Source organism: Candidatus Symbiopectobacterium sp. (genome assembly GCF_020054415.1).
GTDB lineage: Bacteria > Pseudomonadota > Gammaproteobacteria > Enterobacterales > Enterobacteriaceae > Symbiopectobacterium.
On sequence record NZ_JAHWCO010000731.1, the window covers coordinates 1 to 15104 of the forward strand.

30 protein-coding genes are annotated in these 15104 nt (G+C 50.5%); all 30 read right to left on the minus strand.

Annotated elements, in window-relative coordinates; translation table 11 throughout:
* Positions 1-146: 146 nt before the first annotated feature.
* The gene (locus QZ506_RS20945) at positions 147-401 is read right to left on the minus strand and encodes an alternative ribosome-rescue factor A (RefSeq protein WP_291973661.1); all 255 of its coding nucleotides are present in this window, start codon (positions 399-401) and stop codon (positions 147-149) included.
* 65 nt (positions 402-466) lie between these two features.
* Entirely contained in the window at positions 467-853 is a 387-nt protein-coding gene (locus tag QZ506_RS20950) for a DUF1992 domain-containing protein (RefSeq protein ID WP_291973663.1), read from the minus strand.
* 133 nt (positions 854-986) lie between these two features.
* Positions 987-1379, minus strand: a complete 393-nt coding sequence (gene rplQ / locus QZ506_RS20955; RefSeq protein WP_291973665.1) for a 50S ribosomal protein L17 — start codon at positions 1377-1379, stop codon at positions 987-989.
* A gap of 40 nt (positions 1380-1419) precedes the next feature.
* The gene (gene rpoA / locus QZ506_RS20960) at positions 1420-2409 is read right to left on the minus strand and encodes a DNA-directed RNA polymerase subunit alpha (protein ID WP_264626622.1); all 990 of its coding nucleotides are present in this window, start codon (positions 2407-2409) and stop codon (positions 1420-1422) included.
* 25 nt (positions 2410-2434) lie between these two features.
* On the minus strand, positions 2435-3055 hold the full coding sequence (gene rpsD, locus QZ506_RS20965; protein WP_195316370.1) for a 30S ribosomal protein S4: 621 nt from the start codon (positions 3053-3055) through the stop codon (positions 2435-2437).
* A 30-nt stretch (positions 3056-3085) separates the two neighbouring features.
* Entirely contained in the window at positions 3086-3475 is a 390-nt protein-coding gene (gene rpsK / locus QZ506_RS20970; RefSeq protein WP_002919257.1) for a 30S ribosomal protein S11, read from the minus strand.
* Between the two features lie 16 nt (positions 3476-3491).
* Positions 3492-3848, minus strand: a complete 357-nt coding sequence (gene rpsM, locus QZ506_RS20975) for a 30S ribosomal protein S13 (RefSeq protein WP_291973669.1) — start codon at positions 3846-3848, stop codon at positions 3492-3494.
* A 146-nt stretch (positions 3849-3994) separates the two neighbouring features.
* Positions 3995-4111, minus strand: coding sequence for a 50S ribosomal protein L36 (rpmJ, locus tag QZ506_RS20980; RefSeq protein WP_291973671.1), 117 nt, complete (start codon positions 4109-4111; stop codon positions 3995-3997).
* 32 nt (positions 4112-4143) lie between these two features.
* A complete protein-coding gene (gene secY / locus QZ506_RS20985) occupies positions 4144-5475 on the minus strand; it encodes a preprotein translocase subunit SecY (protein WP_291973673.1) in 1332 nt (443 codons plus the stop codon).
* A gap of 7 nt (positions 5476-5482) precedes the next feature.
* On the minus strand, positions 5483-5917 hold the full coding sequence (rplO, locus tag QZ506_RS20990) for a 50S ribosomal protein L15 (RefSeq protein WP_291973675.1): 435 nt from the start codon (positions 5915-5917) through the stop codon (positions 5483-5485).
* Positions 5918-5920: 3 nt separating this feature from the next.
* Complete coding sequence (gene rpmD / locus QZ506_RS20995; RefSeq protein WP_291973677.1) at positions 5921-6100, minus strand: 50S ribosomal protein L30; 180 nt, start codon at positions 6098-6100, stop codon at positions 5921-5923.
* Positions 6101-6106: 6 nt separating this feature from the next.
* Entirely contained in the window at positions 6107-6607 is a 501-nt protein-coding gene (rpsE, locus tag QZ506_RS21000; protein ID WP_291973680.1) for a 30S ribosomal protein S5, read from the minus strand.
* Positions 6608-6621: 14 nt separating this feature from the next.
* The gene (gene rplR, locus QZ506_RS21005; protein WP_080884204.1) at positions 6622-6975 is read right to left on the minus strand and encodes a 50S ribosomal protein L18; all 354 of its coding nucleotides are present in this window, start codon (positions 6973-6975) and stop codon (positions 6622-6624) included.
* 9 nt (positions 6976-6984) lie between these two features.
* Entirely contained in the window at positions 6985-7518 is a 534-nt protein-coding gene (gene rplF, locus QZ506_RS21010; RefSeq protein ID WP_291973684.1) for a 50S ribosomal protein L6, read from the minus strand.
* A gap of 12 nt (positions 7519-7530) precedes the next feature.
* Positions 7531-7923 (minus strand): 30S ribosomal protein S8, encoded by a 393-nt coding sequence (gene rpsH, locus QZ506_RS21015; protein ID WP_291973685.1) that lies wholly within the window; start codon positions 7921-7923, stop codon positions 7531-7533.
* Positions 7924-7956: 33 nt separating this feature from the next.
* Positions 7957-8262, minus strand: coding sequence for a 30S ribosomal protein S14 (gene rpsN, locus QZ506_RS21020; protein ID WP_196908036.1), 306 nt, complete (start codon positions 8260-8262; stop codon positions 7957-7959).
* A gap of 13 nt (positions 8263-8275) precedes the next feature.
* The gene (rplE, locus tag QZ506_RS21025) at positions 8276-8815 is read right to left on the minus strand and encodes a 50S ribosomal protein L5 (protein WP_291973688.1); all 540 of its coding nucleotides are present in this window, start codon (positions 8813-8815) and stop codon (positions 8276-8278) included.
* Between the two features lie 14 nt (positions 8816-8829).
* Positions 8830-9144, minus strand: coding sequence for a 50S ribosomal protein L24 (gene rplX / locus QZ506_RS21030; RefSeq protein WP_222158733.1), 315 nt, complete (start codon positions 9142-9144; stop codon positions 8830-8832).
* Positions 9145-9154: 10 nt separating this feature from the next.
* Positions 9155-9526 (minus strand): 50S ribosomal protein L14, encoded by a 372-nt coding sequence (rplN, locus tag QZ506_RS21035; RefSeq protein ID WP_023479426.1) that lies wholly within the window; start codon positions 9524-9526, stop codon positions 9155-9157.
* Between the two features lie 187 nt (positions 9527-9713).
* Positions 9714-9968, minus strand: coding sequence for a 30S ribosomal protein S17 (gene rpsQ / locus QZ506_RS21040; RefSeq protein ID WP_195316360.1), 255 nt, complete (start codon positions 9966-9968; stop codon positions 9714-9716).
* Positions 9968-10159: a 50S ribosomal protein L29 gene (rpmC, locus tag QZ506_RS21045; RefSeq protein WP_024107517.1), complete on the minus strand. Its 192-nt coding sequence runs from the start codon at positions 10157-10159 to the stop codon at positions 9968-9970. The genes rpsQ and rpmC overlap by 1 nt, the downstream gene beginning before the upstream one ends.
* The gene (gene rplP / locus QZ506_RS21050; RefSeq protein WP_291973693.1) at positions 10159-10569 is read right to left on the minus strand and encodes a 50S ribosomal protein L16; all 411 of its coding nucleotides are present in this window, start codon (positions 10567-10569) and stop codon (positions 10159-10161) included. The genes rpmC and rplP overlap by 1 nt, the downstream gene beginning before the upstream one ends.
* A gap of 12 nt (positions 10570-10581) precedes the next feature.
* A complete protein-coding gene (rpsC, locus tag QZ506_RS21055) occupies positions 10582-11283 on the minus strand; it encodes a 30S ribosomal protein S3 (RefSeq protein ID WP_291973695.1) in 702 nt (233 codons plus the stop codon).
* A 17-nt stretch (positions 11284-11300) separates the two neighbouring features.
* Positions 11301-11633: a 50S ribosomal protein L22 gene (rplV, locus tag QZ506_RS21060; protein ID WP_196908040.1), complete on the minus strand. Its 333-nt coding sequence runs from the start codon at positions 11631-11633 to the stop codon at positions 11301-11303.
* A 14-nt stretch (positions 11634-11647) separates the two neighbouring features.
* Positions 11648-11926, minus strand: coding sequence for a 30S ribosomal protein S19 (gene rpsS / locus QZ506_RS21065; RefSeq protein ID WP_291973696.1), 279 nt, complete (start codon positions 11924-11926; stop codon positions 11648-11650).
* A 16-nt stretch (positions 11927-11942) separates the two neighbouring features.
* Positions 11943-12764, minus strand: a complete 822-nt coding sequence (rplB, locus tag QZ506_RS21070; protein WP_291973698.1) for a 50S ribosomal protein L2 — start codon at positions 12762-12764, stop codon at positions 11943-11945.
* A 19-nt stretch (positions 12765-12783) separates the two neighbouring features.
* A complete protein-coding gene (gene rplW / locus QZ506_RS21075) occupies positions 12784-13086 on the minus strand; it encodes a 50S ribosomal protein L23 (RefSeq protein ID WP_291973700.1) in 303 nt (100 codons plus the stop codon).
* Entirely contained in the window at positions 13083-13688 is a 606-nt protein-coding gene (gene rplD, locus QZ506_RS21080) for a 50S ribosomal protein L4 (RefSeq protein WP_291973702.1), read from the minus strand. The genes rplW and rplD overlap by 4 nt, the downstream gene beginning before the upstream one ends.
* Before the next feature lie 10 nt (positions 13689-13698).
* Positions 13699-14328 carry a 50S ribosomal protein L3 gene (gene rplC / locus QZ506_RS21085; protein ID WP_291973704.1) on the minus strand — a complete coding sequence of 210 codons (630 nt, stop codon included), beginning with the start codon at positions 14326-14328 and terminating at the stop codon, positions 13699-13701.
* Between the two features lie 32 nt (positions 14329-14360).
* Positions 14361-14672: a 30S ribosomal protein S10 gene (gene rpsJ / locus QZ506_RS21090; RefSeq protein ID WP_140554275.1), complete on the minus strand. Its 312-nt coding sequence runs from the start codon at positions 14670-14672 to the stop codon at positions 14361-14363.
* Between the last annotated feature and the right edge of the window lie 432 nt (positions 14673-15104).

The following is a 15104-nucleotide window of genomic DNA, read 5'->3' on the forward strand; positions in this document are numbered from 1 at the left end:
ATCTTTTTCAGCAGGCGATCAAACTGGTTGAGATCGTCAGGGGTTTTGAGATTTTTGTCCAGCTCGTTAGCCAGAGCCTGTAACTGTTTTTCGTCCATAAAGTAACCTGCTTTTGATGTTGGATTGAACATATCAAAATCAAGCAATTACACAATCTCGTGTACAGGATCCCGTTCAACGAACCCCAGTACAGCCATAAAGTGAGAGGCCAGTGGTAAAGCATCCTTTGATGATTTACCACTGGCCTCCCAGTTCTGGCCTTTACCCTGTTTGCCTTTGCGGCGGTAGCTGCCTTTACCTTTCTTGTTCTTCTCAATGCGTTGTCGGAACAAGGGGTCACGCAACAATGCTTCCAGCGCATTGTCTTGGATCTTGCCTTTCTTGTGCTGATAAGTGCTCATCACATCTCTCTTGGTTACATTGTTAATCCGATTTATCGCCACGCGCCAACGCTTGCCACGTTAGCCTATTTTTCGGGAGCTATTCTTTCACCAGAAAACGTACTGTGCAAGCGATCGGCATATTCACCGTGTAAAAATTCGGTACTCATCCCTTTCTGTTGCAGGTTAAGTTCCAGCATGTGTAGCCGACGACACAGGTTTTCATGCGCTTCCGATTCAGGGAGCGTATTGGCGAGCAGATCGCGTAGCGTCAGGGCATCTTTACGCAATGCTAATTCCGGCGGCAGATAGCCCGCATTCTTCAGTAAACGGTATCCCGTGCGCAGATCTTCGGGTAAAGCGCTATCATCGTCAAGTTGCAGGGGCTTTCCCGCACCGGGAAGATTATCGAACTCACCCGCTTGCTGTGCCGTCTGGATATGACGCTCGCACATCGCATCAATCCACCACATGTTCCCTCCTTCAAAAACGTCTCAAGCAAACGGTGCTCTTGGCAAACGTGATACGTTAACAAAACCGCCATTTGCTAAACAATAGACGTAAAAAAACCGGGTTGCCCCGGTTTTTTTAACCCACCGCTGATGATTACCCAGCAGCAGCGGTTTCTTCTGCTTGTGCAACTGAACGATCAACCAGCTCGATGTAAGCCATCGGCGCGCTGTCGCCTGCACGGAAGCCACACTTCAGAATGCGAGTGTAACCACCGGCACGGCTCGCGAAACGCGGGCCCAGTTCATTAAACAGTTTTGCCACGATCTCGTTATCACGAGTACGGGCGAATGCCAGACGACGATTAGCAACGCTGTCGGTCTTGGCAAGAGTAATCAGCGGTTCAACAACACGGCGCAGCTCTTTTGCTTTTGGCAGGGTCGTCTTGATGATCTCATGACGAACCAAAGAACCAGCCATGTTACGGAACATAGCCTGACGATGGCTGCTGTTACGGTTCAGTTGACGACCACTCTTACGATGGCGCATGACCTTATCCTTCTCAGTAAAACCTTAACCTGTGACCGGGTTATTCATCAGCAATGCTTGCCGGCGGCCAGTTTTCCAAGCGCATGCCCAGAGAAAGACCACGCGAGGCGAGCACATCTTTAATCTCGGTAAGAGATTTTTTACCCAGGTTAGGCGTTTTCAGCAATTCAACCTCGGTACGCTGTACCAGATCACCGATGTAGTGGATAGCTTCTGCCTTGAGGCAGTTAGCAGAGCGGACAGTCAATTCCAGATCGTCAACAGGGCGCAGCAGGATCGGATCGAATTCTGGTTTCTCTTCTTTCACTTCCGGCTGACGTACATCACGTAAATCAACAAAAGCTTCCAGTTGTTCAGCCAGAATGGTTGCCGCACGGCGGATCGCCTCTTCAGGATCGATCGTGCCATTGGTTTCCATTTCGATGACCAGCTTGTCCAAGTCGGTACGTTGTTCAACACGAGCTGCTTCAACATTGTAGGCAATACGCTCTACCGGGCTGTAGCAAGCATCGACCAACAAACGGCCAATCGGGCGCTCATCTTCTTCCGTATGAATACGGGCAGAAGCCGGCACATAACCACGACCACGTTGAACCTTGATACGCATGCTGATAGCTGCGTTTTCATCGGTCAGATGGCAGATCACGTGCTGCGGCTTGACGATTTCGACATCACCATCATGGGTGATGTCTGCTGCAGTCACAGGGCCAATGCCAGATTTATTCAGGGAAAGGATAACTTCATCTTTACCTTGAACTTTCACCGCCAGCCCTTTCAGGTTGAGCAGGATTTCCAGGATATCTTCCTGTACGCCTTCTTTGGTGCTGTACTCGTGCAGTACACCATCAATCTCAACCTCGGTCACCGCGCAACCTGGCATGGATGAAAGCAGAATACGGCGCAGTGCGTTGCCAAGCGTATGACCGAAACCACGCTCTAACGGCTCAAGGGTCACCTTGGCGTGCGTCGAACTTACTTGCTCGATATCGACCAGGCGCGGTTTTAGAAACTCTGTCACAGAACCCTGCATTGTGTCCTCTCTTTGGTACTAAGCTTTACTTGGAGTAAAGCTCGACGATCAGGTGTTCATTAATGTCCGCAGACAGATCGGTACGTTCAGGAATACGTTTGAACACACCTTCCATCTTGGCAGCATCAACTTCCAGCCAAGTCGGCTTTTCACGCTGTTCAGCCAGCTCCAATGCTGCTTTCACGCGAGATTGCTTTTTAGCTTTCTCACGGATGCTGACGACATCATTCGGTGATACCTGATAAGAAGCGATGCTGACAACGCGACCGTTTACCATAACAGCTTTGTGGCTTACCAACTGACGCGCTTCTGCACGAGTGGCGCCGAAGCCCATACGATAAACCACGTTATCCAGACGTCCTTCCAGCAGTTGCAGCAGGTTTGCACCTGTGTTGCCTTTCAGACGAGCAGCTTCTTTATAGTAGTTACGGAATTGACGCTCCAGAACACCGTAGATACGGCGAACTTTTTGTTTCTCACGCAACTGCACGCCATAATCAGACAGACGCGGTTTACGCGCACCGTGCTGACCAGGGCCTTGTTCGATCTTACACTTGGAATCGATCGCGCGAACACCGGACTTAAGGAACAGGTCGGTGCCTTCACGACGGCTCAGCTTGAGCTTAGGACCCAAATATCTAGCCATTTTCTTTCTCCAACTATCCTAAAAGCGGCGTTATACGCGACGCTTTTTCGGCGGACGACAACCGTTATGGGGGATCGGAGTCACATCAGTAATATTAGTGATGCGGAAACCAGCCGCGTTCAGAGCGCGGATAGTAGACTCACGGCCCGGACCAGGTCCTTTAACCATAACTTCCAAGTTCTTAATACCGTATTCTTTCACGGCTTCAGCGCAACGTTCAGCAGCTACCTGAGCGGCGAACGGCGTAGATTTACGAGAACCACGGAAACCGGAACCACCGGCTGTTGCCCAACCCAGCGCGTTACCCTGACGATCGGTAATGGTCACGATGGTGTTGTTAAAAGAAGCATGGATATGAGCCACACCGTCAGAAACTTGTTTTCTTACACGCTTACGTGCACGAATAGGTGCTTTTGCCATTATTCAATCACCCCGATTATTTCTTGATCGGTTTGCGCGGACCCTTACGGGTACGGGCGTTGGTCTTAGTACGCTGACCGCGCACTGGCAGACCACGACGATGACGCAAACCGCGATAGCAACCAAGGTCCATCAGGCGCTTGATACTCATGCTGATTTCACGGCGCAGATCACCTTCGACAACGAATTTGGCAACTTCTACACGCAGCGTTTCGATTTGCTCTTCAGACAGCTCACTGATCTTAACATCTTCAGCAATACCCGCCGCAGCACAAATGGCCTTGGAACGATTCTTACCGACGCCATAGATCGAGGTCAACGCGATCACGGCATGTTTCTGATCAGGAATGTTAATGCCTGCTATACGGGCCACTATGCACTCCTATTATTCAATATGTACGCTCCATGCTGAAAAGCCCGTTTTCAGGATACTCAAATGGAAACGCACAGACATACAAAAGATTGGCTGGCTAATCTAGCCAGCTCAATCCGACTTTGCAAGAAAAATATGCGAGATAATCAGCCTTGGCGCTGTTTATGCCTCGGCTCGGCGCTGCAAATCACACGAATGACACCGTTACGCTTAACGATTTTGCAGCTACGACATAATTTCTTGACGGAAGCACGAACTTTCATTTTTACTCTCCGTAACTTCTCAAGCAACCCAATTAGCGGTTATAGCCTTTCAGATTTGCTTTCTTCAATGCAGACTCATACTGACTTGACATCATCAGAGTTTGCACTTGAGCCATAAAGTCCATGATGACCACGACGACGATCAACAGGGATGTACCCCCAAAATAGAAGGGGACCTTCATCGCATCACGCATGAACTCCGGGATCAGGCAGATAAAGGTAATGTACATTGCGCCGACCAGAGTCAGGCGGGTCATCACCTTATCGATGTATTTCGCCGTTTGCTCTCCCGGACGAATTCCTGGCACGAATGCACCGGACTTCTTCAGGTTATCTGCTGTTTCGCGCGGGTTGAAAACCAACGCCGTGTAGAAGAAACAGAAGAAGATGATTGCAGTCGCATAGAGTAGCACATAAAGCGGTTGTCCGGGCTGCAAATACATCGAAATAGTTGTCAGCCAGTTCCAACCGGTACCGCCCCCAAACCACGATGCAATCGTCGCAGGGAACAGGATGATGCTGGAGGCGAAAATTGCCGGGATAACCCCTGCCATGTTCACTTTCAGCGGTAAGTGCGTACTCTGTGCTGCATAAACCCGACGACCTTGCTGACGCTTTGCGTAGTTAACGACGATACGACGCTGGCCACGCTCAATGAAAACAACGAAGAAGGTTACTGCAAACACTAAAACTGCAACCAACAGCAGCACGAGGAAGTGCAGGTCGCCTTGCCGAGCTTGCTCGATAGTGTGGGCAATTGCCGGCGGTAAGCCCGCAACGATACCCGCAAAGATCAAGATAGAGATACCGTTACCGATACCGCGCTCAGTAATCTGTTCGCCCAGCCACATCAGGAACATGGTCCCGGTCACCAGACTTACAACAGCCGTAAAGTAAAATGCAAAGCCCGGATTAATCACTAGGCCCTGCATTCCTAGCATATTCGGTAAACCGGTAGCAATACCGATTGACTGGAATATGGCCAGTACTAACGTACCGTAACGGGTGTACTGGCTAATCTTGCGACGGCCAGCCTCCCCTTCTTTCTTGATTTCCGCCAACGAGGGGTGAACCACCGTCAGCAGCTGGATAATAATAGAGGCCGAAATGTACGGCATAATACCCAGCGCAAAGATAGAAGCACGGCTGAGAGCACCACCAGAGAACATGTTGAACATTTCAATGATGGTGCCACGCTGTTGTTCGAGCAATTTGGCAAGCACAGTGGCATCAATACCAGGGATCGGAATAAAAGAGCCGATACGGAAAACGATAAGCGCGCCGATTACAAACAGCAGTCTGCGTTTCAGCTCGCCAACGCCACCCTTAGCACTTTGAAAATCTAATCCTGGTTGCTTAGCCATCTGCTACTTATTCCTCAATTTTACCGCCAGCAGCTTCGATAGCAGCACGCGCGCCTTTGGTCACACGCAGACCACGAATCGTTACCGGACGGGAAACTTCACCAGACAGGATCACTTTCGCGAACTCGATCTGAACGCCGATAACGTTAGCAGCCTTCAGCGTGTTCAGGTCAACGACGTCGCCATCTACGCGAGCCAGATTGGACAGACGGATTTCCGCTGTGATCATCGCTTTGCGAGAGGTAAAGCCGAATTTCGGCAGACGACGATACAACGGCATCTGACCACCTTCGAACCCACGACGTACGCCACCGCCAGAACGAGACTTCTGACCTTTGTGACCACGACCGCCGGTTTTACCGAGGCCAGAACCGATACCACGACCTAAACGCTTCGGCGCGTGCTTCGCGCCTTCGGCCGGAGACAGAGTATTCAAACGCATCTGTTACTCCTCCACTTTAACCATGTAGTAAACCGCGTTGACCATACCGCGTACAGCAGGCGTATCTTCACGCTCAACGGTATGACCAATACGACGCAGACCCAAGCCAAGCAGCGTTGCCTTATGTTTCGGCAGACGACCGATTGCACTACGGTTTTGAGTAATTTTAATAGTCTTAGCCATGGTCAATTATCTCAGAATGTCGTCAACGGATTTGCCACGCTTGGCAGCAACCATTTCCGGGGAATTCATATTAGCCAAGCCATCGATAGTTGCACGAACCACGTTAATCGGGTTGGTGGAACCATAGGCTTTAGCCAATACGTTATGAACCCCAGCAACTTCCAGAACGGCGCGCATTGCACCGCCCGCGATGATACCGGTACCTTCGGAAGCCGGCTGCATGAATACGCGAGACCCAGTGTGAGCACCTTTAACCGGGTGCTGCAGGGTGCCGCCATTCAGCGCGACATTCAACATGTTGCGACGGGCTTTTTCCATCGCTTTCTGGATTGCTGCCGGAACTTCACGCGCTTTCCCGTAACCAAAACCAACGCGACCGTTGCCATCACCCACTACAGTCAGTGCGGTGAAGCTGAAAATACGACCACCTTTAACGGTTTTAGATACGCGATTTACCGCGATCAGCTTTTCCTGCAGTTCGCCAGCTTGTTTTTCGATGTGTGCCATCTTACACCTCTACCTTAGAACTGAAGGCCAGCTTCACGAGCAGCATCTGCCAGTGCCTGGACGCGACCATGATATTGGAACCCTGAACGGTCAAAGGACACATCTTTAATGCCTTTTTCCAATGCGCGCTCAGCGACTGCTTTACCTACAGCAGCAGCGGCATCTTTGTTGCCGGTGTACTTCAGTTGTTCTGCGATAGCTTTTTCTACAGTAGAAGCGGCTACCAGGATTTCAGAACCGTTCGGTGCGATAACCTGCGCATAAATATGGCGAGGAGTACGATGTACCACCAGGCGAGTCGCTCCCAATTCCTGGAGTTTGCGACGTGCGCGGGTTGCACGACGGATACGAGCTGATTTCTTATCCATAGTGTTACCTTACTTCTTCTTAGCCTCTTTGATACGCACGACTTCGTCGGCGTAACGGACACCCTTGCCTTTGTAAGGCTCAGGACGACGGTAAGCGCGCAGATCAGCTGCAACCTGACCGATAACCTGCTTATCAGCACCTTTCAGTACGATTTCAGTTTGAGTCGGGCATTCAGCTGTGATACCAGCCGGCAGCGCGTGGTCAATAGGGTGTGAATACCCCAGAGACAAATTCACGACATTGCCTTTAACTGCGGCACGGTAACCTACGCCAACCAGTTGAAGCTTCTTGGTGAAGCCTTCGGTAACACCGATAACGACTGCGTTCAGCAGTGCACGTGCGGTGCCTGCCTGTGCCCAACCGTCTGAAAAACCTTCGCGCGGAGCGAAAGTCAGAGCGTTGTCAGCCACAGTAACTTCAACAGCATCGTTGATGGTACGAGTCAGCTCGCCGTTTTTACCCTTGATCGAAATAACCTGACCGTTGAGTTTTACCTCTACGCCGGTAGGAATGACGACGGGTGCTTTTGCAACACGAGACATTCTTTCCTCCGATTAAGCTACGTAGCAGATAATCTCGCCACCAAGACCAGCCTGGCGCGCTGCACGATCAGTCATAACACCTTTAGAGGTAGAAACAACCGCGATTCCTAAACCAGCCATAACTTTCGGCAGATCATCTTTTTTCTTATAGATGCGCAGACTTGGGCGGCTGATACGCTGAATGCTTTCTACCACTGCCTTGCCCTGGAAGTATTTCAGCGAAATTTTCAGCTCAGGCTTGATGTCGCCTTCGATTTTGTAATCTTGAATATAACCTTCTTCCTTAAGCACTTTGGCAATTGCCACTTTCAGCTTGGAGGAAGGCATGGTGATCGCAACTTTGTTCGCGGCCTGACCGTTGCGTATACGGGTCAGCATGTCCGCGATCGGATCTTGCATGCTCATCTTTCTTTACTCCCGTGATTCAATTGGTGACAATTACCAGCTAGCCTTTTTCAGACCCGGAATTTCACCGCGCATGGCGGCTTCACGGACCTTGATACGGCTCAACCCGAACTTCCGCAGGAAAGCGTGCGGACGACCTGTCTGGCGGCAGCGGTTACGCTGACGGGACGGGCTGGAATCACGCGGCAGAGTCTGCAGCTTGAGAACAGCATCCCAACGATCTTCGTCGGATGAGTTCACATTGGAGATGATAGCTTTCAATTCAGTGCGCTTAGCAAAGAATTTATTAGCCAATTTCACGCGTTTGACTTCGCGTGCTTTCATGGATTGCTTAGCCATTAGTAACCCTACCTTACTTGCGGAACGGGAAGTTAAAGGCGGCCAGCAGCGCGCGGCCTTCATCATCGGATTTCGCAGTGGTGGTAATGGTAATGTCCAAACCACGAACGCGATCAACTTTGTCATAGTCGATTTCCGGGAAGATGATCTGCTCACGCACGCCCATGCTGTAGTTGCCACGGCCATCGAAGGACTTGGCAGACAGACCGCGGAAGTCACGAATACGCGGTACAGCAATGGAAATCAGGCGCTCAAGGAACTCCCACATGCGTTCGCCACGCAGAGTTACTTTACAGCCGATCGGATAGCCCTGGCGGATTTTGAAGCCTGCAACAGATTTGCGTGCTTTGGTGATCAGCGGTTTTTGACCGGATATAGCTGCCAGATCGGCTGCGGCGTTATCCAGCAGCTTCTTGTCAGTGATCGCTTCACCAACACCCATATTCAGGGTGATCTTCTCGACCCGAGGGACTTGCATGACAGAATTGTAGCTAAACTGAGTCATCAGTTTGCTAACCACTTCGTCTTTGTAGTAATCATGCAGTTTCGCCATCGTACTACTCCAAATTACTTGATAGTTTCGCTAGTAGATTTAAAGAAACGGACTTTTTTGCCGTCTTCGAATCTAAAGCCTACACGGTCAGCCTTGCCAGTTGCCGCATTGAACAGTGCAACGTTGGAAAGCTGGATTGCAGCTTCTTTTTCAACGATGCCACCCGGTTGGTTCAGGGCCGGAACCGGCTTCTGATGTTTCTTAACCAAGTTGATACCTTCAACAACGATCTTGCTGGAAGACAGAACATTCTTAACTTTACCGCGCTTACCTTTATCTTTGCCGGTCAGCACGATAACTTCGTCATCACGACGGATTTTCGCTGCCATGGTTCGCTCCTTAGAGTACTTCTGGTGCCAGAGAGATAATTTTCATGAACTTTTCAGAACGCAGTTCACGAGTTACCGGCCCAAAAATACGCGTACCGATAGGCTGCTCGCTGTTATTGTTCAGAATAACGCATGCATTGCCATCGAAGCGAATGACAGAACCGTCCGGGCGACGAACACCCTTCTTGGTGCGCACCACAACCGCCTTCAGAACATCGCCTTTCTTCACCTTACCGCGAGGAATTGCTTCCTTGATGGTAATTTTGATGATATCGCCGACGCCTGCGTAGCGACGGTGCGAGCCACCTAGAACCTTGATACACATTACGCGACGTGCACCGGAGTTATCGGCCACGTTCAGCATAGTCTGTTCTTGGATCATTTTAGTGCTCCGCTAATGTCAACTACTACTTTTCAAACCCTTACGGGTCGTTTTTCGAACCCTTATGGGTCATTAATACCAAAGAATCGAGGGCGCAGCATTATAACACCGCTTTTCGACCAAGGGTAGAAAAAATAAACGGCCCTTTGCAGAGCCGTTTATCGTTTTCAAGAAGAGCAATACTGTATTACAGAATCGCTTTCTCTACAACGCGAACCAACGTCCAAGACTTAGTTTTGGACAGCGGACGGCATTCGCGGATTTCAACCACGTCACCGATACCGCATTCGTTGTTCTCATCATGTACGTGCAGTTTGGTCGTACGTTTGATGAATTTCCCATACAGCGGGTGTTTCACAAAACGTTCGATTGCAACAACCATGGATTTCTCCATTTTGTCGCTCACAACACGACCTTGCAGAGTACGGATATTATCGCTCATTACGCACCCGCCTTCTGAGTCAGTAAAGTCTTAACACGTGCAATATTGCGACGCACTTGTTTTACCAGGTGAGTCTGTTGCAACTGACCACTGGCCGCTTGCATACGCAAGTTAAATTGCTCGCGCAGCAGTTCGAGCAGCTCGGTGTTCAGCTCTTCAACGCTCTTTTCACGCAGCTCATTTGCTTTCATTACATCACCGTCTTAGTTACAAAGGTGGTTTTGATCGGCAGTTTCGCTGCTGCCAGTTGGAATGCCTCACGGGCTAACTCTTCCGGCACACCGTCCATTTCGTACAGGACTTTACCTGGCTGAATCAAGGCAACCCAATATTCCACGTTACCTTTACCTTTACCCATACGTACTTCAAGCGGTTTCTCGGTAATTGGTTTGTCCGGGAATACTCGGATCCAAATTTTACCTTGACGCTTAACAGCACGGGTCATGGCACGACGTGCAGATTCGATTTGGCGAGCGGTCAGGCGACCACGACCAACAGCTTTCAGACCGAAAGTACCGAAGCTGACATCCGTACCGGCAGCAAGACCGCGGTTACGGCCTTTGTGCATCTTACGGAATTTTGTACGCTTTGGTTGTAACATCAGCGACTCTCCTTACTTGCGGCCTTTACGCTGCTGCTTTTTAGGTCGAGCAGCCGGTTTTTCCGGTTGTTCAACGGCAGTCATACCACCCAGGATCTCACCTTTGAAGATCCACACTTTCACACCGATAACACCGTAAGTGGTGTGTGCTTCGGACGTGTTGTAGTCGATATCCGCACGCAGCGTGTGCAACGGAACGCGACCTTCGCGGTACCATTCGGTACGTGCGATTTCAGCACCGCCCAGGCGGCCACTGACTTCAACTTTAATGCCCTTGGCACCCAGACGCATGGCGTTCTGAACGGCACGCTTCATCGCACGGCGGAACATCACACGACGTTCCAGCTGAGAAGTGATGCTGTCAGCAACCAGTTTCGCGTCCAGTTCCGGCTTGCGAACTTCCGCGATGTTGATCTGTGCAGGGACGCCAGCGATATCCGCTACGACTTTGCGCAGTCTTTCAACATCTTCACCTTTTTTACCGATAACGATGCCCGGACGAGCGGTGTGAATGGTCACACGGATGCTCTTGGCCGGACGTTCGATAACGATACGAGAGACGGAGGCTTTCTCCAGTTCTTTCGTCAGGTATTTACGAACTTTAAAATCGCTGTCCAGGTTGTCAGCGAATTCTTTGGTATTCGCATACCAGGTAGAGTTCCAAGGTTTGACAATACCCAAGCGAATACCATTAGGATGTACTTTCTGACCCATTGCTAGTCTCCAGAGTCTCAGCGATCGGACACAACCACAGAAATGTGGCTGGTACGCTTCAGGATGCGATCCGCACGACCTTTAGCACGCGGCATAATGCGCTTCATGCTCGGGCCTTCGTCTACGAAGATTTTCGCAACTTTCAGATCATCAATGTCAGCGCCATCGTTGTGCTCTGCGTTGGCAATGGCAGACTCCAGTACTTTTTTAACCAGACCAGCAGCTTTCTTGTTGGTGTAGGTCAGAATTTCCAGAGCTTGCGACACTTTCTTACCGCGAATCAGGTCAGCCACCAGGCGAACCTTTTGAGCAGAAGAACGAGCATGAAGATGTTTAGCGATAGTTTCCATCTCTTCCTCCTACCTTATTTTTTCTTGGCTTTTTTATCAGCCACGTGGCCGCGATAAGTACGAGTCGGCGCGAATTCACCCAGTTTGTGACCGACCATTTCATCGGAAACAAACACCGGAACGTGCTGACGACCATTATGGACAGCGATGGTCAAACCGATCATAGTTGGAAAGATCGTTGAACGACGGGACCAAGTGCGCAGAGGCTTCTTGTCACCGCTTTCCACCGCTTTCTCTACCTTCTTCAGCAAGTGCAGGTCAATAAAAGGACCTTTCTTGAGAGAACGTGGCATGGTTTATCCTCTAATATTATTTAGTACGGCGACGTACGATGAATTTATCAGTACGCTTGTTGCTGCGAGTCTTCTTACCTTTGGTCTGAATGCCCCACGGTGAAACCGGGTGCTTACCAAAGTTACGACCTTCACCACCACCGTGCGGGTGGTCGACTGGGTTCATTGCCGTACCGCGAACGGTAGGACGAACACCACGCCAGCGTGCGGCACCAGCTTTACCCAGAACGCGCAGCATATGCTCAGCGTTACCTACTTCGCCCAGCGTAGCGCGGCAGTCAGATTCGACTTTACGCATTTCGCCAGAACGCAGACGTAGGGTCACGTACGCGCCATCACGTGCAACGATCTGCACGTAAGCACCAGCAGAACGCGCCAGCTGACCGCCTTTACCCGGCTTCATTTCCACGTTGTGAACGGTGGAACCGACCGGAATATTGCGCATCGGCAACGTGTTGCCAGCTTTGATAGCAGCATCAACACCAGACTGGATCTGATCACCGGCTTTCAGGCCTTTCGGCGCCAGGATGTAACGGCGTTCGCCGTCTTTGTACAGAACCAGAGCGATGTTGGCGGAACGGTTCGGATCATATTCCAAACGTTCTACAACAGCAGGGATACCATCTTTGTTACGTTTGAAGTCAACAATACGGTATTGCTGTTTGTGGCCACCACCGATATGACGGGTAGTGGTGCGGCCATTGTTGTTACGGCCACCGGATTTGCTGTTTTTTTCCAGCAACGGGGCATAAGGTTTGCCCTTGTGCAGCTCAGGGTTAACCACTTTAACAACGTGGCGACGACCCGGAGATGTCGGTTTACATTTAACAATTGCCATTGTTCTTTACTCCTCCGACTTACTCTGCGCCGCCGATGAAGTCCAGATTCTGGCCTTCTTTCAGGGTGACGTAAGCTTTTTTCCAGTCGCTACGACGACCGATACGCTGTCCATGACGTTTCGTTTTCCCTTTAACCAGCAGGGTACGAACTTCATTGACTTCGACTTCAAACAGTTTCTGCACAGCAGCTTTGATTTCTGCTTTGGTCGCGTCTTTAGCAACTTTGAGCACGATGGTGTTGTGTTTTTCCATCGCAGTAGACGCTTTTTCAGAAACGTGAGGTGCATTCAACACCTTAAGCAGACGTTCTTCACGGATCATGCCAGCATCTCCTCAACTTGCTTAACAGCGTCAGCCGTCATTACGACTTTGTCGAAGGCGATCAGGCTAACAGGATCGATACCTGCTACATCACGTACGTCAACATTGTACAGGTTGCGTGCAGCCAGGAACAGATTTTCATCCAGTTCACCGGTGACGATCAGCACGTCGTCCAGCGCCAGGTCTTTCAGTTTCTGTGCCAGCAGCTTGGTTTTCGGTGCTTCAACAGAGAACTGCTCGACAACGATCAAACGATCCTGACGTACCAGCTCGGACAGGATGCTTTTCAGCGCGCCGCGGTACATCTTTTTGTTTACTTTTTGACTGTGGACCTGAGGCTTGGCAGCAAAGGTCACACCACCGGAACGCCAGATCGGGCTCTTGATAGAACCTGAACGCGCACGGCCAGTACCTTTCTGACGCCACGGTTTTTTACCGGAACCAGTTACTTCAGCACGGGTCTTATGAGCACGAGTCCCTTGACGGGCACCAGCTGCATAAGCAACAACAACCTGGTGTACCAGCGCTTCGTTGAAATCACGACCGAAGGTAGTTTCGGAAACAGTCAGCGCGCTTTGCGCGTCTTTCAATACTAATTCCATTGCTATCCCCTTACGCCTTCACGGCCGGTTTAACGATCAGGTCGCTACCGGTTGCACCCGGGACAGCACCTTTCACCAGCAGCAGGTTGCGCTCAGCGTCAACGCGTACTACGTCCAGACTCTGAACGGTTACACGCTCGTTGCCCAGCTGACCAGCCATTTTCTTGCCTTTGAACACTTTGCCCGGAGTCTGGTTCTGACCGATAGAACCCGGAACGCGGTGAGACAAGGAGTTACCGTGGGTAGCATCCTGAGTACGGAAGTTCCAGCGTTTAACAGTACCCGCGAAACCTTTACCTTTGGACGTACCCGTAACGTCAACTTTTTTCACGTCAGCGAAAATTTCAACGCTGATGCTTTGGCCTACGGTGAACTCTTCGCCTTCAGACAGACGGAATTCACGCAGGACGCGGCCAGCTTCAACACCCGCTTTGGCAAAATGACCTGCTTCCGGCTTGGTAACACGGTTTGCTTTTTTAGCACCGGTAGTTACCTGTACAGCTTGGTAGCCATCATTAGCCAAGTCTTTAACCTGAGTAACGCGGTTTGCTTCAATTTCGATAACGGTTACAGGGATAGAAACGCCGTCTTTAGTGAAGATGCGGGTCATGCCCACTTTTTTGCCGACTAAACCAATCATTGTATCAACCTCTCAATCGCTTGATGACCTGATTAACCCAGGCTGATCTGCACGTCTACACCGGCAGCCAGGTCCAGACGCATCAGAGCATCAACGGTTTTCTCGGTTGGCTCAACGATGTCAACCAGACGCTTGTGAGTGCGAATTTCGTACTGATCGCGCGCGTCTTTGTTGACGTGCGGGGAGATCAGAACGGTAAAGCGTTCTTTGCGGGTCGGCAGCGGGATCGGACCACGTACTTGCGCACCAGTGCGCTTGGCCGTCTCAACGATTTCCGCGGTTGCTTGATCGATCAGGCGATGATCAAACGCTTTCAGGCGGATACGGATTCTTTGGTTCTGCATGAGACCAGAGCTCCAATTATTTATAAACATAAATGACCACCCCTCACACCCATTTCGATTGATGGGGGAGTGTAATCGTTCGGCAATAACTCCCAAATCGGGAGTATTGTTGACCCATGCCTATTGCATGGCGTCCCTGCTCGTAAACGTACTACACATACATGCATTACGTTCAACGTAACAGGCCAGACTTAATTCATACGGGCCCGGGCATTATACGTAAATCTGTTCAGGAAGCAACCGCGTTTTACAGAATCATGCCTCTTTTAGCTGCGCTTGCAAATAATTAGGTGTATTAGTCGCGACTAGATCTGACACTGTACCTTGAAAGGTTGAGAGTTACCGGTTTTGATATGGGAGTCTAATCCTTAAACAAAACGCGAGGTAACTATCATGCTTCATACTAACAATCCCATTATCAAACACAAAGCC